The organism is Kribbella sp. NPDC002412 (assembly GCF_053592935.1).
Window position 1 is genome coordinate 17,476 of sequence record NZ_JBSFBL010000039.1, and the last position, 19,021, is coordinate 36,496.

Below are 19,021 nucleotides of genomic sequence, written 5' to 3' on the forward strand. Positions count from 1 at the left end.
TCAGGACGCGCGCAACGAGCTGATCGTCAGCGCACTCACTCAGCGGGGCTGAGGCTGGTGCCCAGCGCCTGCCAGTCGAGCACCGGAGCGGCCAGCGAGCTGATCGTCGCCAGCAGCCCGAGCCGCGCGGCGCGCAGGTCCGGGTCCTCGGCCATCACCAGGATCTCGTCGAAGAACGTGGTGACCGGCTCGACCAGGACGGACGCGGCGGTGACGAAGTCGGCCAGCGCGGTCGGCGCCTGGCCCACCTTCTGGACCGCCTCGTGCAGGACAACCTCGGCCGGCTCGGTCAGCTTGCCGGCGTCGTACGACGCCTCGGTGCCCTCGGGGACGATCCGGCGCACCCGCTGCAGGACGGCGACCAGGTCGGCGAAGTCCGTGCTGGTGACGAGCTGCTGCAGCGAGGCCAGCGTTTCGTCCGCGACCGCCGGAGCCGTTGCCAGCGGCAACACCGCGGCCACCTGGTGGTGGTCGTCGCCGCGATCGATCAGCTGCTGCTCGTAGCGCCGTACGGTGAACTCGGCGACCTCGTCGAGCGAGTCTGCCGGTACGTCGATGCCCTGCGCGCCGATCTCGTCCGCGGCGGCCCGCAGACCGGCGGTGAGAGTGATCGCCTTGAGCTCCGGGTGCTCGCGCAGGATCGCGACCACACCGGCGGCCGCGCGGCGCAGCGCGAACGGGTCGGAGCTACCGGTCGGCTTGGCGCCGATGCCGAACAGGCCGGCCAGCAGGTCGAACCGGTCGGCCAGCGCGAGCAGCGCACCCGGCGTGGTCGACGGCACCGGGTCACCGGCGGACCGCGGCAGCTCCATGTCGTAGAGCGCCTGCGCGACGGCCTCGGTCTCACCAGCCCGCTGCGCGTACTCGCGGGCCATCGTCCCGGCCAGGCTGGTCAGCTCGACGACCATCTGCGAGCCGAGGTCGAACTTCGCCAGCTCGGCCGCCCGCTTCAGCGTGGTCAGGTCATCGCCTTCCAGCCCCACGACCGCGGCCAGCGAGGTGGCGATCCGGCCGATCCGGGACGCCCGGTCGGCCATCGAGCCGAGCCGCTCCTCGAAGGCCAGCTTCTCCAGCTCGCCCTTCATCGTCTCCAGCGGCGTCTCCAGGTCGGCCCGCCAGAAGAACGCGGCGTCCTCGTAGCGCGCCCGCAGCACCGCCTCGTTGCCGCCGCGGACGACGTCCTCGTCGACCGAACCGTTGGCCACGGCAACGAAGTGCGGCAGCAGCTTGCCGTCGCCGTCGCGGACCGGCAGGTACCGCTGGTGCTTGCGCATCACCGTGGTCAGGATCTCGCCCGGCAGCGTCAGGTAGTCGGCGGAGAAGCCGCCCAGGATCGCGGTCGGCTCCTCGACCAGGTTGACGATCTGGTCGATCAGCGCGGACTCGCCCTCGACGTCGATCGTGCCGCCGACACCTGCCGCGAGCTCACCGGCGGCCGAGACGATCTGGGAACGGCGTCGCGCGGGGTCGGCCTCGATGCCGTGGATCCGGAGCAGGTCCAGGTAGCCCTCGGCCGCGGCGATCTCCACCTGCGGCTGGGCGGCGGTCCGGTGCACCCGCGTCGTCCGTCCGGCGGCCAGCGACGACACCGAGACCGGCACCACCTGGTCGCCGAGCAGCGCGACCAGCCAGCGGACCGGGCGGGTGAACGACAGCTTGGCGTCGTTCCACCGCATGTTCTTGTCCGACCGCAGGCCGCTGACGATCTCGCTCAGCACGCCACTCAGCACCTCGGCCGCGCCGCGACCCGGGTCGGGCTTGGTCACCGCGACGTACTCGACGCCGTCGACGTCCAGGTCGTGCAGCTCGCTGACATCGACGCCCTGACCGCGGGCGAACCCGGCGGCGGCCTTGGTGACGTTGCCGTCGGCGTCGTACGCGGCCGACTTCCGCGGACCACGGACCACCCGCTCCGCGTCCGGCTCGCCCGCCTGGACGCTCGCCACGAACGCGACCACCCGGCGAGGCGTTGCGTACGTCGTGATGTCGCCATGACCCAGCCGGGTCGCGGCCAGTTTCTCGGTCAGCGCGGTCCGGACGGCCTCGGCGGTCTTGGTGACCTCCGACGGCGGCATCTCCTCGGTGCCGATCTCGAACGTCAGCTGCCGGGTCCCGGTGACGGTCGGGAACTCGGTCGGCTCCGGCGCCGCTGCGGGCAACTCGGCGATCCCCAACGGGTGCTCGAGCTCGGTACGACGCTCGGCCCACAGCTGCGCCACCTCGCGGGCCAGCCCACGCATCCGGCCGAAGGCCTTGGCGCGCTCCGTCGTACTGACCGCGCCGCGGGCGTCGAGCACGTTGAAGGTGTGCGAGCAGCGCAGCACCATCACGTGCGCGGGCACCGGCAGCCGGGCGTCGAGCATCCGGCGGGCCTCGTTCGCGTACTCCTCGAACAGCCGCTTCTGGCTGTCGACGTCGGCGTCGTCGAGGTAGTACCGGCTCATCTCGTACTCGGCCTGGCCGAACGCCTCGCCGTACGAGATGCCGGGGGCGTAGTCGATGTCCTTGAAGTGCGAGACGCCCTGCAGCGCCATCATGATCCGCTCGATGCCGTAGGTGATCTCCACCGACACCGGGTCCAGCGTCATGCCGCCGGCCTGCTGGAAGTAGGTGAACTGGGTGATCTCCAGGCCGTCCAGCCAGACCTCCCAGCCCAGCCCCCAGGAGCCGGTCGCCGGGTTGGCCCAGTTGTCCTCGACGAACCGGACGTCGTGCGCGTCGATGTCGATCCCGAGCGCGGTCAGGCTGTCCAGGAACAGCTCCTGCGGGTTGCCCGGGTCCGGCTTGAGCACCACCTGGAACTGGGTGTGCGTCTGCAGACGGTTCGGGTTCTCGCCGTACCGGCTGTCGTCGGGCCGGACACTCGGCTCGACGTACGCGACCCGCCACGGCTCGGGACCGAGCACCCGCAGGATGGTCGCCGGGTTCAGCGTTCCGGCGCCGACCTCGGTGTTGAACGGCTGCACGACCATGCACCCGCGGTCGGTCCAGTACTTCGTCAGCGCCAGCAGCGCGTCCTGCATGGTGAGCACAACAAACCTCAAGCGTTCTTCCGAGGGGTATCGGGAGGAAGTCTATTCGTCCCCGGCCGGCGGCCAGTGCCCGGACTACTATCGGCGGGTGACGGTTGTGGAGGCTCATGGGGCCGTCGACGCGGTCTGGCGGATCGAGTCGGCGCGGATCATCGCCGGGGTGGCCCGGATCGTGCGCGACGTCGGGCTGGCCGAGGAGCTGGCGCAGGACGCGCTGGTGGCGGCGCTGGAGCAGTGGCCGGAGTCCGGGGTGCCGAACAACCCCGGCGCCTGGCTGATGGCGATCGCCAAGCGGCGGGCGATCGACCTGATCCGGCGCAAGGAGACCTACCAGCGCAAGCTCGCCGAGATGGGCCACGAGCTGGAGATCGACGGCGACAGCGTCGAGGACGACGTGGAAGCCATCCTCGAGGACCACATCGAGGACGACCTGCTCCGGCTGGTGTTCACCGCCTGTCACCCGGTGCTGACCATGGACGCCCGGGTGACGCTGACGCTGAAGCTGCTCGGCGGCCTGAAGACCGACGAGATCGCCCGCGCGTTCCTGGCCCCGGAGGCGACGATCGCCCAGCGGATCGTCCGGGCCAAGCGCAACCTGGCCAAGGCCGGCGTCGAGTTCGAGGTGCCGTCCGGCGACGACCTGCTCGAGCGGCTCACGTCCGTGCTCGAGGTCGTCTACCTGATCTACAACGAGGGCTACTCGGCGACCGCGGGCGACGACTGGATGCGGCCGGCGCTCTGCAACGAGGCGATGCGCCTCGGCCGCCTGCTGGCCGAGCTCATGCCGCAGGAGCCCGAAGTCCATGGGTTGCTCGCGCTGATGGAGCTCCAGTCGTCCCGCGCCAACGCCCGGGTCGGCCCGGACGGTGAGCCCGTCCTGCTGCTCGACCAGGACCGCCGGCGCTGGGACCGCCTGCTGATCCGCCGCGGTCTCGAAGGGCTCGACCGGGCCTGGGCGCTGGACAAGCCACCCGGCCCGTACCTGCTGCAGGCCGCCATCGCCGCCTGCCACGCCCGCGCGGCCGACCCCGACGACACCGACTGGGCGCGGATCGCCGGCCTGTACGCCGTACTCGCGCAAGTCACCCCGTCACCGGTCGTCGAGCTCAACCAGGCGGTCGCGATCTCGATGGCGTTCGGCCCCGAGCGCGGGCTCGAGGCCGTCGACGCGCTCGCGGACGAGCCGTCGCTGAAGGACTACCACCTGCTGCCGAGCGTGCGCGGCGACCTCCTCTTCAAACTCGGCCGGCTCGACGAGGCCCGGGCCGAGTTCGAGAAGGCCGCCGCACTCACGCGCAACGAACGCGAACGCACTCTCCTGCTGGAACGCGCCGCGGCCTGCTGACTACTTGGAGCAGGTGTAGACGGTGGCGTTGTCGAGCCACCAGTTCGCCGGGATCAGGTCGGCGAAGTCCTCGCCGTGCTCGGTCCAGCGGAACTTGAGCTGCTTGCCCTGGAACTCGGTCAGGTCCAGCCGGCTGGTCTCCCAGCCGCCGGAGTTGCCGTGCCAGGCGGCCGGCTCGTCGGCGAAGTTCTTGTCGACGGTCGGGCCGTTGACCCAGCTCAGCCCGGCGCTGTCCTTCCAGGTCGCGCCGCCGTTGTCGGAGTACTCCAGGGTGGCCGTACCGGTGCGGACGCCGAAGCTGATGAACACGTTGTAGAAGTTGTACGCGTGCGTGAAGCGCAGGTACGTCTTCGGCTTCTTGATCTTCGTCCCGTTCGCGGTCTGCAGGCTGATCGAGCCGTCCGGGTCGGTCGCCACACCGAGCATCGAGTCGTCACCGTCGAGGGAGTAGGACGTGTCGACCAGCGAGCCGTCCAGGCCCTCGGCCTTGCCCAGCACCCAGCCCGCGTCCCGGACGACCTTGCCGTCGGGGTACTCGGCGAAGCTGGTCCGGAACAGGTTCTTGGCCTTCGCGCCGGCGGTGTCGCAGACCGGCGCTTGGGCCGGCTTGCCGATCCCCGGCTCGAAGTCCATCTCGGTCGCCTTGATCGCCAGCTCGACCTGGGCGCAGTCGGCCTTGGTCATCCCGGACTTCTTCTTCTTGGCCAGTTTGGCGCAGGTCGCCCGCAGCCCCTCGGCCAGGTCGCCGTAGTCGGCGCCGGTGGTGAGCACCTTCTGGGTCTCGTGCCACAGCACCTCGGAGCGGGCCAGGCCGATGCCGAGCAGCTTCTGGCCGTTGAAGGAGCCGCCGTCCGCGATCAGGTACGCCGCCTTGTTCGCCACACCGGAGTTGCTGTGCACGCCACCGTTGTCCTGGAAGAAGGTGTCGTCGAACCACTTCGCGCTGCGCATCCGGTCCGGATCGTTGTACCGGGTCGGGTCGGACATGCTCCGGATCACGCCGAGGCTGGAGCCCTCGCCGATCTGCCAGCGGTTCACCGGGACGTCGTCGGCCGACCCGTTGGTCAGGTCGACGAACTCGCCCATGATGTCGGAGAACGCCTCGTTGATCGCGCCCGCCTCCCACAGGTAGGCCAGGCCGGAGGTGTGCTGGGTGACGCCGTGGGTCAGCTCGTGGCCGGTCACGTCGTCGGTGCTGACGCCTTCGCCGAAGGCCATCTGCTCGCCGTTCCAGAACGCGTTCGCGAACGGGCAGCCGCCCTCGACGCAGACCCGGACGGTGCCGCGCAGCGCCTTGCCCAGGCCGTCGCCGTAGTCCACGCCGATCAGCTCGGTCAGGTCGGTGCCGAGCGCGGCGTAGGTATCGGAGGTGTCACCGAAGAACTCGAACACCTGGTTGACGTCGGTCACGGTCGACGCCGGGCCGCCCTCGACCCGGGTCGGCTGGAACACCGTGCCGCAGCGAACGTCCTCGTAACCGGTCTCGATGATCGCGCGGTTCGCGTCGCAGACGACCCGGTTGATGTTCTCGTTCAGGTTCCAGGCGAGCAGCGCCTGGCCGGCCGAGGCGTGCACCATCGCCTGCCAGCGCACGTCCCCGGGGCCGGTCACCTCGAACAGGTAGACCGGGACGGCGACAGAGCCCGGCTGGCGGGTGACGAGGCCGAGGTCGAACCAGCGCGGACCGGTCAGCTCGGCCGACAGCTTGCCGGCGTCGACCTTGGCCCGCTGCGCCACTGCCTGTACGGCGGCGCCGGTGGCTGCCGCCTTGGCCGCGTCCACCTTGTCGGCGACCGGGAAAGCGCCGTACGTGGCCAGGGCGACCTCGCCGTTGGCGGACTCGAGCGCGCCGGCCTTGTCCAGGTTGGTGACGATCTCGCCGCCGTACACCGGAACGCCGTCGACAGTCTGCTGGAAGCGGATCTGCGAGCCGTACTCGGTCAGTGTGCTGGTGCTGGCGACCAGGTCGGCGGGACGGGCGCCGAAGTACGGCGCGACCGTGGCCACCTGGGCCTTGGCGACAGCCAGCGAGTCGGGCTTGCTGGTGGCGGACCGCGCGGCCTTCGACGCGACGGACGCCGGCGCCTTGAGCGGGGTCGCGGGCCGGATCGAGTGCGCGCGGCCGAGCGAGTCGCGCTTGGCGACCAGGCCGGCGCCACCGCCCGTCGGGCCGTCTAGCTTGCGGACCTCGGGGCTCTTGGCCACCGGGTCCGGCGGGGCGCTGTTCGCGAGCCCGGGTGAGGTGAGCGTCAGTGCGACTGCGCCGGCGGCGAGGCCGGCCAGCCAGGTGCGTGCTTTCACGGGGTTCCTCCCAGTTCCGTCAGGCGCCGGGAACGTCGCGAGGCCCCCAAGCCCGTCCCCAGCCGGAACGTCCGCCCATGCGGTGCGACAAGCGGGGGCGGACGCTTGTGCTGACTGCAGACTGTCATCCAGCAGATGCGCTGCGCGACCTGAATGTGGTCTAAGTCACATTCGGCACGGGTTTTCCTACGCAGCGGTCGATTTCCGCGGCCGAGGTTCGACGCGTCGGTGAGGCCAGCCAAGTGGCCCACCGACGCGGGAGGATCCACGCATGAACACTGTCGTCTCGAAGGACGGTACGACGATCGCCTACGACCGGCGTGGCGACGGGCCCGCGCTGGTGCTGGTCGACGGCGCGCTGTGCAGCCGGGCGCAGGGCCCGATGCCGGAGCTGGCCGAGCAACTGGCGTCCGAGTTCACCGTGTACAACTACGACCGGCGTGGCCGCGGCGACAGCGGCGACCAGGCCGAGTACGACGTGGAACGCGAGATCGAGGACCTCGCTGCCGTGATCGAGGCGGCCGGCGGATCGGCGTACGTCTACGGCACGTCGTCCGGCGCGGCCCTTGCGCTCCGAGCGGCCGCGGCCGGGCTGCCCATCTCGCGGCTGGTCGCCTTCGAAGCGCCGTACGTCGTGGACGACAGCCGCAAGCAGATCCCGCGGACCTGGGTGTCGGACCTGAAGGCGCTCGATCCGGGCGACGCGGTCAAGTACTTCATGACCAAGGGCATCGGGCTGCCCGGGATCGTGGTCGCGCTGATGAAGCTGATGCCGGCCTGGAAGGGCATGAAAGCGGTCGCGCACACGCTGCCGTACGACGCGACGCTGCTCGGCGAGAACTGCTTCGGGCAGCCGCTGGACGCCTCGCAGTGGGCGAGCATCGACGAGCCGGTCCTGGTGGTCAACGGCGGGAAGAGCCCGGGCTGGATGAAGACGTCGATGAAGGCGCTCGCGACCGCCGTCCCCGGTGCGCAGCACAAAGAAGTGCCGGGCCAGAACCACGTCATCAAGGCGTCGGCCATCGCGCCGGTGATCGCCGGTTTCCTGCGCTGAGTTTCCTGCGCTGGAACGACAGGGGCGCCCGGACCACCTGGTCCGGGCGCCCCTGTCGTTGCTGTGCGCTCAGCTGCCGGTGATCAGGCCGCCGGCGTTGGCGCGGGCCGCGTCGAAGCGGGCCTGCGCGTCGGCCCAGTTCACCACGTTCCACCAGGCCTTGACGTAGTCCGGCTTCACGTTCTTGTACTGCAGGTAGAAGGCGTGCTCCCACATGTCCAGCATCGCGATCGGGATCTGCCCGGCCGGCAGGTTGCCCTGCTGGTCGTACAGCTGGTGGACGAGCAGCCGGCCGGCCAGCGCGTCCCAGCCGAGGATCGCCCAGCCGGAGCCCTGGATGGTGGTCGCCGCCGCGGTGAAGTGGGCCTGGAAGCCGTCGAACGAGCCGAAGTACTCGTCGATCGCCGCGCCCAGCTCACCGTCCGGCTTGTCGCCGCCGTCCGGGGACAGGTTCTTCCAGAAGATCGAGTGGTTGACGTGCCCGCCGAGGTTGAAGGCGAGCGACTTCTCCAGGCCGACGATCGCGCCGAAGTCGCCCTTCTCGCGGGCCGCGGCCAGCTTCTCCAGGGTGTCGTTCAGGCCGTTGACGTAGGTCTGGTGGTGCTTGGAGTGGTGCAGCTCCATGATCTCGCCGGCGATCGACGGCGCCAGTGCGCCGTAGTCGTAGGGGAGGTCGGGAAGCGTGTACGTGGTCAACTCTGCTCCTTCGTCGGGGCCCCGCGAGGGCCGATATCTCCGATGTCCTGTTTCAGCGGCACCAGCTTGAAACTTCAACCACGGTTGAGGTCAAGGCGCCACGCGGGCCAGGTGGTGCAGCTCTCAGGTCCCGGCTGGCACCTCCGACCAGTGCCCGGTCCAGGCCCGTTCACACAGGCCCGCACCGGTCACCACCAGCTTCACATACTCCACCCGCGGAGCCACGGGCGGAGTCTCATCTCAGAGCAGTTCCCGCAGTACGGCGGCGAACGGCGCCGGGTCCTCCGCGAACCCGATGTGGTCACCGGGGAACCGGGTCGGCTCGATCCCGAGCCCGGCGGCCAGCGCGGTCGTGGTCCGGTCGCACAGCTGACCGCCCGATTCCTCGCCGATCCCGGCCACGAACCGGACCCCGCCGTCGCGCAACGCGCCGAGGTCCGGCCGCCAGGTCACGCTCGACCGCAGCTCGTGCTCGAACCAGAACCGCTCGTCGGCGACCACTCGCGGATCCCGCTCGCCACCGAACATCAGCTTCAGCATGTCGTCCGGCAGCTGGATGTTCGCGATCACGAAGAACTGCCGCCACGCGCCGAGCACGTCCCCGGCCAGGTAGTCGGCAATCATCCGCTCGGTCGCCGCCAGCAACTCGTCGGCATCCTCGACCAGCGTGTCCAGCGGCGGCTCGTGCGCAATCACCGCACTCACCAACTCCGGATGCGCCTGCGCCAGCGCCAACGCCGTCACCGCACCCCCACTCGACCCGAACACGGTCGCCGGCCCCGCATCGACGTACCTGATCAGCCGGGCAAGATCGTCCGCACGCTCCTCCGGCGTAGACCCCTCCCCGTGCAGGGCGCTGCGGTTGATCCCCCGCGGGTCTGTGGTCAGCACGGTGTGGTCGGTGGCCAGCAGCTCCGCCAACGGCGCAAACGAGTCCGCATCCATCGGCGCCCCCACCAGCACCACCAGCGGCCCGCTTCCCCGCACCTCGTAGTACAACTCCGCCCCGGGAACTTCCAGTGTGTTGTTCATGGCATCACCACGAACGGCACCCCGCCGGATGGACACGCGACACGTCAGTTCTGGTAGATCTCCGAGTTCGGGTCGAAGTCGGCTTCCTCCACCACGCGGCGGACTTCTACCTCGGAGGTGAGGGCTTCGGCCAGGCGGGCGGCCCATTCGATGGCTTCGTCCCGGTTGCGGACCTCGACGACGATGACGCCGCCGATGAGTTCCTTGGTCTCGGCGAAGGGGCCGTCGGTGACGGTGCGTTTGCCGGCGTCGACCTTGACGCGGGCGCCGAGGGCGCTGCGGTGGACGCCTTCGGCGAACAGCAGGACGCCGGCCTTGGACATCGCCTCGACGGCCTGGCCGACGGCCTCGGCGATCTCGTCCGGCGGGAACTTGCCGGCCTCGCTGTCGGCGTCGGCCTTGTTGATGATCATGAATCGCATCGCAGTGCTCCTCGTCGTTTCGGTCGGATCCTTACTCTCACGTCGAGCGGTTCACCGCCAGATCGACACCCGCGCTCCGGGGAAGTTCAGCACATCGACGCGGCCGTCCCTTGACCTGAACTCGACTTGAGGTTGAAGACTGTCGGTCATGACTGAACTGACCGCACAGGACGAGCAGGCCATCCGCGAGCTGGTGCAGGCGGCCGACACCGCGCAGAGTGATGCGGACGTGCTGCCTGACCTGCACACGGCCGAGATGGTGATCGTCAACATCGCCGGACGCCGGCTGTTCGGGCGGGACGCGTTCAGCCAGGCGATGGCCGCGGCGCTCGGCTCCGACCTGAAGGACGTGCGGACCAGCGTGGAGATCGTCGACGTCCGGGCGTTGACCGCGGACGTGGCGTTGGTCAGCTGCGTGAAGACGGTCCACGACGAGCGGGCGGACGCCGATCCCGATGCGCTGCCGACCAATGGCGCACTGACCTACGCAGCCCTCAGGACCTCGGCGGGTTGGCGACTGGCGCTGGCCCAGACGACCCCGATTCAGTTCGGCTGATCGCCTTCCGGGTGGTAGGCGCAGGCGTCTACGAGGTCTTGGGTGGGAGCCGGCGTCGCGGTGGTGGTGATCGGCCTGCGAGTGGGCTTGGTCGTGCTCGGCGCAGTCTTCGGGGCGGTGGTCGCCGGCGGTGTGGGCTGCTCCAGGGCCTTCTCGACCGTGTCGCGGAGGGCGTCGTAGTCCGGGTGCAGGTACTTCAGCCGCAGCTTGCTGGCGTCGAGGTGGACGTTCGAGACGGTCCCCGACTTGACCCGCAACCCCAGCTGCACCAGCGCGGGCAGGAGTTCCTGCGGGATGTCGGTGCGCAGCAGTTGCTGGCCGGCTCTGGCGATCGCCTTGTACTTGGTCGCCAGGGTCTGCGGGTCGGCCGCGTCGACGATGCCCTTGATCGCGCAGCGCTGCCGGATCTGCCGCTGGTCGTCGTCGGCGCCGTACCGGCCGCGGGCGAACCAGAGCGCGTGCCGTCCGTCGAGGTGCTGGTTCGGGCCCGGCTCGATCCACTCGCTGGGCGGGATGTGTGAGCTGCTGACGCCGCCCATCGCGACCCGCTCGTTGACGTTGACGGTGATCCCGCCGAGCGCGTCGACGAGCTCGGCGAAGCCCTTCAGGTTGACCTGCAGGTAGTAGTCGAGTTTGAGCCCGATCGCCTCACCGACGGACTGCTTGAGCACGTCGGCGCCCTCGTTGTCGGACGGGCCGAGGATGCCGGGGTGCGCCGCCGGGATGTTCTGGTACATCGCGGTCAGCATCCACTCCAGCCGGCCCTCCAGGCTGAGCCCCTCCTGGCCGTAGCCGTTCGGGTAGATCCTGTGCAACGGCGAGTCCTTCGGGAACGGCATGAAGGTCAGCTGCCGCGGCATCGAGATCAGCGCGGTGTTGCCGGTCTTGGTGTCGATACTCGCCACGATCACGGTGTCGGTCCGGACCCCGGGCCGGCTCGGAGCGTCGTCGCCGCCGAGCAGCAGCAGGTTCAGCCGCGGCTTGTCCTCCCACGGGTCCTTGGTGTCGATCTCGGTCGGCCGGGTCGCGCTCTTGCTCTCGCCCTGCGCGACGAACACGTCCTGGACCAGGTCGCGCTGCGCCAGCACACTCTGTACGCCGATCGCCGCGGGCACCGCGATCGCGAAGCACAGCACCCCGACCAGCAGCGCGCCGACGGCCCGGCCGCCGGCCCCACGTGTTGCCGGACGCAACGAACGGTGCGAGGCGACGATCACCACGATCCAGAGCACCGCGAGCGCCCCGATCGCGACCGAGGTCATCAGCAGCCGGCTCGGTACGACGGTCGCCGCGAGCACCTCCTCGCGCCGGGTCAGGGCGACGTACACGCCGAGTCCGATCAACCCGAGGGTCAGGGTCAGGATGAACGCGCCGATCCGGCGGCGACCGCCGGCGATGAGCCCGAGGCCCGGGAGCAGCGCGCCGAGCAGGGTCAGCCCGAGCAGCCGCGGCACCGACCGCGGCCGGCGCGGCGGAACGGCATCAGCCACCTCGGAACTCTCCGCACCGCGTTTCCCCATGGCTCCCCTGTCGCCGTCCCCAGCACCAGTGTGCGTCAAGTACCCGCACCTGTACCTCCTCAGACGTGTTACAGGGGTGATCGGTTGTCACACGGGCAGATGACTGCCCGCAAGGCCCGGGGTTTCGACGAGGGTGCGTACCACAACCGCGATGCGTTCCGGCGGGCTCCACCGGCTGGTGTCGGCCTTCGGCATCGCGGCGCGGTTGGCCGGGGTGTCGATGGTGCCGGGGATGATCGTGTTCACCCGAATGCCGTCGGCCGCGTACTCCGCGTGCAGGGCGTCGGCGAACGCGAGCACCCCGGCCTTCCCGGTGATGTACCCGGCCGCCCCGGAGAACGGTCGCAGCGCCGCGCCGCTCGACGTACAAACGATTGCTCCGCCACCGCCGGCGAGCAGGTGCGGCAGCACCGCCTGGGTGATCAGGTACGTCGGCCGCAGGTTGAGCCGGAGCAGCCGCTCGAAGTCCTCGACCGGCGTCTCGTGCACCCGCCCCCCGGACGCGAACCCGCCGACCAGGTTGACCAGCGCGGTCAGCGGCGCGGCCTCGTCGGAGGTGGCGAGCGCGACGACGTCCGCCGTACCGGCCGGGTCGAAGGGGTCGGAGACGATCGGGTTCAGCGCCGGATCGGCGCCGAGCCGGGCCAGCGACTCCTCGGTCCGCCCGGGGACGACCACCCGCCAGCCGGACCGCAGGAACTCCGCCGTCACCGCCGCGCCCAACGCACCGGTGCCTCCGGCAACCACCACCGTCTCAGTCATGGCGCCGAGCTTAATCGGGTACGGCGCCGGGTTAGAGTCGGCGGTTGTGCGGATTCTGATGCTGGGCGGAAACGGGTTCGTCGGGCGCGCGGTCGTTGCGGACGCGCTCGAGCAGGGTGCCGAGGTGGCGTCGTTCAGCCGGGGCAAGAGCGGGACCGACCTGCCGCCGGAGGTGACCCAGCTGGTCGGGGATCGTGACACCGGCGACTACGAGTCGCTCCGCGCCGGCGAGTGGGACGCGGTCGTCGACCTGAGCGGCTACCAGACCCGGCACGTCGACGAGGCGACGGAGGTGCTCGGCGACCGGGTCGGACGGTACGTGTTCATCTCGAGCCACGCGGTCTACGTCCGCGACCTCCCGGCCGGCACCGACGAGACCGCAACCCGCCGGCCGCCGATGCGCGCGGCCGATGTCCTCACCAACGACACCTACGGCCCGTGCAAGGTCGCCTGCGAGGACGACGTCCTGGAACGGTACGGCGACCGCGCGACGATCGTGCGGCCCGGCCGAGTGACCGGTCCCGGCGACACGGCAAGCACGGTCCTCTACTGGGTACGGCGGGGCGCACGAGGCGGCCGGGTCGCGTTGCCGACGAAGCCGGAGCAACCGCTGCAACTGACCGACAGCCGCGACCTCGGACGACTCGTCGTACAGCTGGTCACCGACGATCGATCCGGTGCCTTCAACGCGGTCGGTCCGTTCGCCACGATCGCCGAACTGATCGAGACCTCTGCCGACCTGTCCGGCAGCACGGTCGAGTTGGTGCGGATCCCGGCCGACGCCGTACCTCCGCGCTTCCCGCTGATCGAGCCCGAGGCCGAGTGGGGCGAGCGCCGCCGCAACCCGGCGAAGGCTCGAGCCGCCGGCATGCCGGTCACGCCGCTGCGCCAGACGCTCGTCGACCTGATCGCCTGGGACCAGGCGCGCGGCGAGCCCGAGCTTGGTTTCGGCCTGTCGCCCGAGGAAGAGCGGCGCCTACTCGGGGAGAGCTAGGGTCCGGCCGGCGTCGCGGGCGGCGTTGATACTGCGGGTCAGGGTGTCGCGGAGGGCACTCGCTTCGTCGGCGAAGCTCTGGACGACCGAGGTGTCGCCGGCCGGTTCGGTCCGGGCGAGAAGCTCGATGTAGCGGTCGCCGTCCCCGAGCGCGGCCTCGGCCCGAAGGGCGGCGTCGGCCGATCGGACCCGGTCGGCGTACCGGTCGAGCAGGTCGACCTTGCGCTTGATCGCGTCCACCGAGAGCGCGAGTGCGCGGCGTTGCGGTCCGAGCACGGCCTCCAGTTCGGCGGTCGCCATCCCGCGCGCGACCTCGCGCTGCCGGGCCCGCAGCACGGTCTGCTCGCGCAGCACCTGCGCGATGTCCCAGAGCTGCTCCGGCAGCACCAGGTCGTTCTTCACGTCGTCCAGCAACCCCTGCTGGGTGACTGTTGCCTCAAGCACCGTTTTCACCGCGCGCTGGGCCCGGCCGAGCAGCCGGCCGGCCTCCTCGTCGAAGTCGTCCGGCAGCAGGTACTTGCCGTGCTGCAGCCGGACCGCCTTGTGGCCGCGGTCCTCGATCCCGGTCTTGACCAGGACCCCGACCGTGGCGACGCCGGCGATCCCGGCCAGCACGACCGCGGACCAGGCCGCCACCTCCGCCGGCAGGGTCGCGGCCATCACGATGAGGGCCAGGATCCAGCCGCCGACGCAGACCGCGAGCCAGACCAGCAACGTGCCGAACGTGTTCCCGGGCGCGACCGACCAGGACGTCTCCCGCTTCGGCTTCGGCTGCCCGGCCGGGACGAACAGCTCGGGCCGGTTCCGGTGCAGCCGCCGTACGCCGTCCGGCACGTCGGGTGCGAACACCGGCTCCATCGGCACACCTCCGCGGCTGTCGACACTGTCCGTACTCAGCGTAGCCGGGAGAGTTTCACTTCGAGCCCGTCCAGAACCAGTTCGAGACCGAACTCGAACAGACGGTCCAGGTCGTAGTCGAAGTCGAAACCGGGCTGGAACACGGCCCGGAATCCGGCCAGGCCCTCCAGGCTGATCATGGTGCTGATCGGTTCCAGGTGCTCGTCGGCCCACTCGTCGGCGGTCATCCCGGTGTCCTGCTCGGCCTGCACCTCCGCCTCCATCGCCAGCGCGACGCCCCGGACGTACGCGAACACGGTGATCGCGGTGTAGAGCGCCGTACTCCCGTCGAGCCCGAAGGGACCTAGTGCACGCAGTACGGCGTCGGTGTGCGGCAGCAGGTTGGGCAGCGCCTGCGGCCGGCTCAGGCTGATCGCGCTCGCCAGCCAGAGATGCCGCCGGTACGCCGCCCACTGCAAACGGGCTGTGGCCTCGATCCCCTGCCGCCAGGTCGTTGCTGGTTCGGCCGGCAACGGGAACTCGCCGATCGCGGTGTCGACCATCCGCAGGACGAGCGCCTCCTTGCCGCCGACGTACCGGTACAGCGCCATCGTCGACACCCCGAGCTCGGCCGCGATCCGCCGCATCGACACCCCGGCCAGCCCTTCGGCATCGGCGATCGCGATCGCTCGCCGCACCACCTGCTCGCGGTTGAGCTCGAGCGGCTGCTCCCGGGCCGGCCGGACCGCGGCGCGCGGCGACCCGACCACGGTGCCGACTCCGGGCTGGGCGTGGACGAGGTCCTGCTGCTGAAGCATCTGAAGCGCCTTCGTGGCGGTCGCCATTGCGACGCCGAACTCCCGGACGAGCGCCCTTGTCGACGGCACCCGATCGCCCGGGGCCAGCTCGCCCGCCTCGATCCGGCGCCGGATCTCGGCCGCGATCACCTGGTACGGCGCCTCGCTCATCAAACCTCCTGCACTAGTGCGCTCCACGCGGTTGTTGGACTCCCTGAGTAGTGCGCTCCACGGTGTACGTGTACACCGTACGTGCACTAGCTCGACGAGAGGAACCACGATGACCAAGACCGTTCTGATCTCCGGCGGCGGGATCGCCGGACCGGCTCTGGCGTACTGGCTGCGGCGGCATGGGTTCGCCCCGACGATCGTCGAGCTCGCGCCGGCGCCGCGACCCGGCGGGCAGACCGTCGACCTCCGCGGGATCTCCAAGGTGGTGGCCGAGCGGATGGGCCTGATGCCGGCGATCAAGAAGGCCCAGCTGCACGAGCGCGGCCTCGCGTACGTCCGGGCCGACGGCCGCACCGCCGCCGCGATGCCGGTCGAGCTGCTCGACGGCGCGGGCGCGATCGCGGACATCGAGATCCTCCGCGGCGACCTCGCCGGCATCCTGCACGCCGCGACCATCGACGACGTCGACTATCTGTACGGCGACTCGATCGCGGCGCTGGAGCAGGACACGACCGGCGTCGACGTCACCTTCACCAGCGGTCCGCGGCGACGGTTCGACCTCGTGGTCGGTGCGGACGGCGTGCACTCCCGGGTCCGGAAGCTGGCCTTCGGACCGGAGGAACAGTTCGTCCACCACCTCGGCGGCTACACGTCGTACTTCACCGTCGAGTCACCCGAGCCGCTGAACCACTGGATGAAGATCCACTCCGCACCCGGCGGTCGCTGGGTCGGGCTTCGGCCGGACCACGACGAGCGGTACGCCAAGGCCCTGCTGAGCTTCCGCTCCCCCGTGCTCAGGTACGACCGGCACGACACCGACGCCATGAAGGCCCTGCTGGTACGGCGATTCACCGGTCTCGGCTGGCACACCGACCACATCCTCGCCGCGCTCCGCGACGCGGATGACTTCTACTTCGACAGCACCAGCCGGGTCGTCGTACCGGACTGGTCACGCGGCCGGGTCGTCCTCGTCGGTGACGCCGGGTACTGCGGTTCGCCGCTGGCCGGGCACGGCACGGCGCTGTCCCTCGTCGGCGCCTACGTCCTCGCGGGCGAGTTGGCCGCCGCGGACGGCGATCACGTCCGGGCGTTCCCGTCGTACCAGGCTCAGCTGCAGGCGTACGTCGACCAGCGGATGGAGCTCCCGCCGGGCGGGATCAAGATGGCGATGCCGATGACGGCGCTCGGCATCCGGTTCCGCGACGCGTCGACCCGGCTGATGACGACGCGGCTGCTCGCGCCGGCGCTGGGGAAGATGGCGGCCGCCGTACCGGACAGGATCGAGCTGAAGGACTACTCAGTCGAGCGGGGAGACCCAGTCGGGGTTGCGGCCGAGGAGACCGAGTAGCTGGTCGAAGTCGGGGGCGTCGCCGGGGACCTTGACGCTGCGCTCGAACGCTGCGCCGGGGCCCCGGACCGCGTCGGTGTCCGGGATCTTGCGGGCCAGCCCGAACGCCTGCTCGACCAAGTCCGGCGGCGGGTCGTACGGGACGTCGATCGCGCGGGCCAGGTCCCAGGCGTGGATGACGCAGTCGAGCAGGTGGAAGGTCAGCGCGATCCGGCGCGGAAACGAGCCGTACTCGCGGACCTCCATCAGCCGGTCCAGCGCGCCGCCGTCGGCGAACGCGTCCGCGATCCGCGCGTTGGACCTCCGGTAGGCGCCGGACGGGTGGTCGCCGAGCCGGCCGCCGTTCCAGGCCTGCACCGGCGCCGACCCGTTCAGCGCCGCGGCGGCGAAGCCCTCGTTCTCGCTGACGATGTGGCGGAGCAGGCCGCGGACGGTCCAGTCCGGGCAGGGAGTCGGGAACCACAGGTGCTCGGGGCGCACCTGCATCACCACTTCCCCGAGTACCGCACCGGCCCTACGATCCAGATCCCGGATCTCCATCCGTGCTCCTCCCGTCGGCGCCCCCGGCTGAGCATAGGCGGGTTCGGGGCGTTTCGGCAGGGACCTTCCCCCAGCACAAGGGACATCCCGCACCCCCACGGCCCGTGAGATGATGCGGCGATGGGCTTCCAGATCGCCAACGTGCCGGACGCCGACCGCGTCCTCGACGAGTACCCGTTCGCTGTCGTGCTCGGGATGATGCTGGACCAGCAGTACGGGATGGAGCACGCCTTCCGCGGCGGCTTCAAGGTGCTCAGCCGGTTCGGCACCCTCGATCCGGCCGCGATCGCCGCCGCCGACCCGGAGGAGTTCAAGGAGCTGTGCTCCCGGCCCCCGGCGATCCACCGGTTCCCCGGCTCGATGGCGGCCCGGCTGCAGGAGCTGGCCGCGCTGGTCGAGACCCGGTACGACGGTGACGTGACGCGGCTGTGGACCGAGCCGACGACCGGCAAGGAGCTGCTCAAGCGCGTCCAGGAGCTGCCCGGTTTCGGCAAGCAGAAGGCGCAGATCTTCGTGGCGCTGCTGGCCAAGCAGCTCGGCGTCCGGCCCGAGGGCTGGGAAGCGGCCGCCGGCGACTACGCGCTCGACGGATACCGCTCGGTCGCGGACGTCGTCGACGCGGACTCGCTGCTCAAGGTCCGCGAGTACAAGCAGGCGAAGAAGGCCGCCGCAAAGGCCTCCGCCGGCTGATCAGCGGTTCGGGACCCGGGTTCGCCAGAGCAGGTAGACGAAGTACGGCGCTCCGATCAGCGCGGTCAGCAAGCCGGCCGGGATCTGCGCTGGGGCCAGCAGGGTGCGGCCGAGGCTGTCCGAAACGCCGACCAGGATCGCGCCGAGCAACGCCGCGACCGGCAGGATGCGGGTGTGCCGGCCGCCGACCAGCGCCCGGGCCGCGTGCGGTGCGACCAGTCCGACGAACCCGACCACCCCGATCGCCGACACGGCCGCAGCCGTCAGCAGCGCCGCGCACAGCAACGCGGTCAGCCGCCGGCGCTCGAGCCGTACGCCGAGGATCCGCGGTACGTCGTCGTCCAGCGCCAGCAGATCCAGCTCACGCCGGGAGTGCACGGTCAACGGGGTGAGAACGAGCAGCGCGATCGCGACCGGCGCCACCTGCGGCAACGTCCGCCCGTAGGTGCTGCCGGACAACCAGGTCATCGCCATGCTGAGGTTCCACGGATCGGTGGCGACGATCAGCAGCGTGATGATCGCGGTCGCCCCCGACGACACCCCGACGCCGATCAGCACCAACCGGTCCGAGCTCAGACCACCCCGCCACGACACCAGGTAGACCAGCGCGAAGGTGCCCAGCGCTGCCACCGCGGCGACCCCGGACAGCAGCCAGATGGTTGCTGACGGCAACAGCACGAGGGTGATCACAGCACCGACGCCGGCGCCGCCCGTGATCCCGAGAATGCCCGGCTCGGCCAACGGATTCCGGCACACCGCCTGGACCGTCGTACCTGCAAACGCGAGGGCGGCGCCGCACAGTACGGCGGACAGCACCCGCGGGAACCGCTGGTCGAGAACATACGTGATCGCTCGCCCGGACCGGCCGTTGATCCAGTTCAGCACGTCGCCCGTGCGCACCTAATTGAGCTGTCAGCCTTGCGT

At 70.5% G+C, this 19,021-nt stretch carries 17 protein-coding genes; 6 read left to right on the forward strand and 11 right to left on the reverse strand.

The genetic code is table 11. The features are described from left to right. Positions 1-35 precede the first annotated feature (35 nt). Entirely contained in the window at positions 36-3,044 is a 3,009-nt protein-coding gene (locus ACWCOV_RS27715) for a glycine--tRNA ligase (RefSeq protein ID WP_449832238.1), read from the reverse strand. A 76-nt stretch (positions 3,045-3,120) separates the two neighbouring features. On the opposite strand from ACWCOV_RS27715, the gene ACWCOV_RS27720 reads away from it, so the two are divergent. After that, entirely contained in the window at positions 3,121-4,377 is a 1,257-nt protein-coding gene (locus ACWCOV_RS27720) for an RNA polymerase sigma factor (RefSeq protein ID WP_449832239.1), read from the forward strand. Here ACWCOV_RS27720 and ACWCOV_RS27725 read toward each other — a convergent pair whose 3' ends face one another. Continuing rightward, entirely contained in the window at positions 4,378-6,678 is a 2,301-nt protein-coding gene (locus ACWCOV_RS27725; RefSeq protein ID WP_449832240.1) for a M4 family metallopeptidase, read from the reverse strand. It lies immediately after the preceding gene. Between the two features lie 271 nt (positions 6,679-6,949). Here ACWCOV_RS27725 and ACWCOV_RS27730 point away from each other — a divergent pair, with 271 nt between their 5' ends. Continuing rightward, complete coding sequence (locus tag ACWCOV_RS27730) at positions 6,950-7,732, forward strand: alpha/beta fold hydrolase (RefSeq protein WP_449832241.1); 783 nt, start codon at positions 6,950-6,952, stop codon at positions 7,730-7,732. 69 nt (positions 7,733-7,801) lie between these two features. On the opposite strand, the gene ACWCOV_RS27735 is transcribed toward ACWCOV_RS27730, so the two are convergent. The 3 genes from ACWCOV_RS27735 to ACWCOV_RS27745 all read right to left on the reverse strand — a co-directional run bounded on the left by ACWCOV_RS27735 (position 7,802) and on the right by ACWCOV_RS27745 (position 9,882). Then, positions 7,802-8,428: a superoxide dismutase gene (locus ACWCOV_RS27735; RefSeq protein WP_449832242.1), complete on the reverse strand. Its 627-nt coding sequence runs from the start codon at positions 8,426-8,428 to the stop codon at positions 7,802-7,804. Positions 8,429-8,668: 240 nt separating this feature from the next. Then, the gene (locus ACWCOV_RS27740; protein ID WP_449832243.1) at positions 8,669-9,460 is read right to left on the reverse strand and encodes an alpha/beta fold hydrolase; all 792 of its coding nucleotides are present in this window, start codon (positions 9,458-9,460) and stop codon (positions 8,669-8,671) included. Positions 9,461-9,504: 44 nt separating this feature from the next. Continuing rightward, a complete protein-coding gene (locus ACWCOV_RS27745) occupies positions 9,505-9,882 on the reverse strand; it encodes a YciI family protein (protein ID WP_449832244.1) in 378 nt (125 codons plus the stop codon). A 148-nt stretch (positions 9,883-10,030) separates the two neighbouring features. Between ACWCOV_RS27745 and ACWCOV_RS27750 the strand changes: the two genes are divergently transcribed. Next, a complete protein-coding gene (locus ACWCOV_RS27750) occupies positions 10,031-10,438 on the forward strand; it encodes an SgcJ/EcaC family oxidoreductase (RefSeq protein WP_449832245.1) in 408 nt (135 codons plus the stop codon). Here the strand turns inward: ACWCOV_RS27750 and ACWCOV_RS27755 are convergent. Continuing rightward, positions 10,426-11,928, reverse strand: a complete 1,503-nt coding sequence (locus tag ACWCOV_RS27755; RefSeq protein WP_449832246.1) for an LCP family protein — start codon at positions 11,926-11,928, stop codon at positions 10,426-10,428. The genes ACWCOV_RS27750 and ACWCOV_RS27755 overlap by 13 nt on opposite strands. A gap of 117 nt (positions 11,929-12,045) precedes the next feature. Continuing rightward, positions 12,046-12,720, reverse strand: coding sequence for an SDR family oxidoreductase (locus tag ACWCOV_RS27760; RefSeq protein ID WP_449832247.1), 675 nt, complete (start codon positions 12,718-12,720; stop codon positions 12,046-12,048). Positions 12,721-12,766: 46 nt separating this feature from the next. Between ACWCOV_RS27760 and ACWCOV_RS27765 the strand changes: the two genes are divergently transcribed. Next, positions 12,767-13,714 carry an NAD-dependent epimerase/dehydratase family protein gene (locus ACWCOV_RS27765; RefSeq protein WP_449832248.1) on the forward strand — a complete coding sequence of 316 codons (948 nt, stop codon included), beginning with the start codon at positions 12,767-12,769 and terminating at the stop codon, positions 13,712-13,714. On the opposite strand, the gene ACWCOV_RS27770 is transcribed toward ACWCOV_RS27765, so the two are convergent. Both ACWCOV_RS27770 and ACWCOV_RS27775 read right to left on the reverse strand, forming a co-directional pair. After that, complete coding sequence (locus ACWCOV_RS27770) at positions 13,697-14,572, reverse strand: hypothetical protein (protein ID WP_449832249.1); 876 nt, start codon at positions 14,570-14,572, stop codon at positions 13,697-13,699. The genes ACWCOV_RS27765 and ACWCOV_RS27770 overlap by 18 nt on opposite strands. A 35-nt stretch (positions 14,573-14,607) precedes the next feature. Further along, entirely contained in the window at positions 14,608-15,519 is a 912-nt protein-coding gene (locus tag ACWCOV_RS27775) for a GntR family transcriptional regulator (protein WP_449832250.1), read from the reverse strand. Positions 15,520-15,628: 109 nt separating this feature from the next. Here ACWCOV_RS27775 and ACWCOV_RS27780 point away from each other — a divergent pair, with 109 nt between their 5' ends. Then, the gene (locus tag ACWCOV_RS27780; RefSeq protein WP_449832251.1) at positions 15,629-16,867 is read left to right on the forward strand and encodes an FAD-dependent monooxygenase; all 1,239 of its coding nucleotides are present in this window, start codon (positions 15,629-15,631) and stop codon (positions 16,865-16,867) included. On the opposite strand, the gene ACWCOV_RS27785 is transcribed toward ACWCOV_RS27780, so the two are convergent. After that, positions 16,817-17,407 carry a TIGR03086 family metal-binding protein gene (locus ACWCOV_RS27785; RefSeq protein WP_449832252.1) on the reverse strand — a complete coding sequence of 197 codons (591 nt, stop codon included), beginning with the start codon at positions 17,405-17,407 and terminating at the stop codon, positions 16,817-16,819. The two genes, ACWCOV_RS27780 and ACWCOV_RS27785, sit on opposite strands and share 51 nt — an antisense overlap. 120 nt (positions 17,408-17,527) lie before the next feature. On the opposite strand from ACWCOV_RS27785, the gene ACWCOV_RS27790 reads away from it, so the two are divergent. Beyond that, on the forward strand, positions 17,528-18,097 hold the full coding sequence (locus ACWCOV_RS27790) for an HhH-GPD-type base excision DNA repair protein (RefSeq protein WP_449832253.1): 570 nt from the start codon (positions 17,528-17,530) through the stop codon (positions 18,095-18,097). Here ACWCOV_RS27790 and ACWCOV_RS27795 read toward each other — a convergent pair whose 3' ends face one another. Beyond that, a complete protein-coding gene (locus ACWCOV_RS27795; protein ID WP_449832254.1) occupies positions 18,098-18,997 on the reverse strand; it encodes an iron chelate uptake ABC transporter family permease subunit in 900 nt (299 codons plus the stop codon). Between the last annotated feature and the right edge of the window lie 24 nt (positions 18,998-19,021).

What these genes read in the sequence shown, in the direction of transcription:
- ACWCOV_RS27770 (WP_449832249.1), bottom strand. Translation starts at nt 14,572, where the DNA reads ATGGAGCCGGTGTTCGCACCCGACGTGCCGGACGGCGTACGGCGGCTG.
- ACWCOV_RS27775 (WP_449832250.1), bottom strand. Translation starts at nt 15,519, where the DNA reads ATGAGCGAGGCGCCGTACCAGGTGATCGCGGCCGAGATCCGGCGCCGG.
- ACWCOV_RS27750 (WP_449832245.1), top strand. Translation starts at nt 10,031, where the DNA reads ATGACTGAACTGACCGCACAGGACGAGCAGGCCATCCGCGAGCTGGTG.
- ACWCOV_RS27780 (WP_449832251.1), top strand. Translation starts at nt 15,629, where the DNA reads ATGACCAAGACCGTTCTGATCTCCGGCGGCGGGATCGCCGGACCGGCT.
- ACWCOV_RS27740 (WP_449832243.1), bottom strand. Translation starts at nt 9,460, where the DNA reads ATGAACAACACACTGGAAGTTCCCGGGGCGGAGTTGTACTACGAGGTG.
- ACWCOV_RS27745 (WP_449832244.1), bottom strand. Translation starts at nt 9,882, where the DNA reads ATGCGATTCATGATCATCAACAAGGCCGACGCCGACAGCGAGGCCGGC.
- ACWCOV_RS27790 (WP_449832253.1), top strand. Translation starts at nt 17,528, where the DNA reads ATGGGCTTCCAGATCGCCAACGTGCCGGACGCCGACCGCGTCCTCGAC.
- ACWCOV_RS27730 (WP_449832241.1), top strand. Translation starts at nt 6,950, where the DNA reads ATGAACACTGTCGTCTCGAAGGACGGTACGACGATCGCCTACGACCGG.
- ACWCOV_RS27785 (WP_449832252.1), bottom strand. Translation starts at nt 17,407, where the DNA reads ATGGAGATCCGGGATCTGGATCGTAGGGCCGGTGCGGTACTCGGGGAA.
- ACWCOV_RS27760 (WP_449832247.1), bottom strand. Translation starts at nt 12,720, where the DNA reads ATGACTGAGACGGTGGTGGTTGCCGGAGGCACCGGTGCGTTGGGCGCG.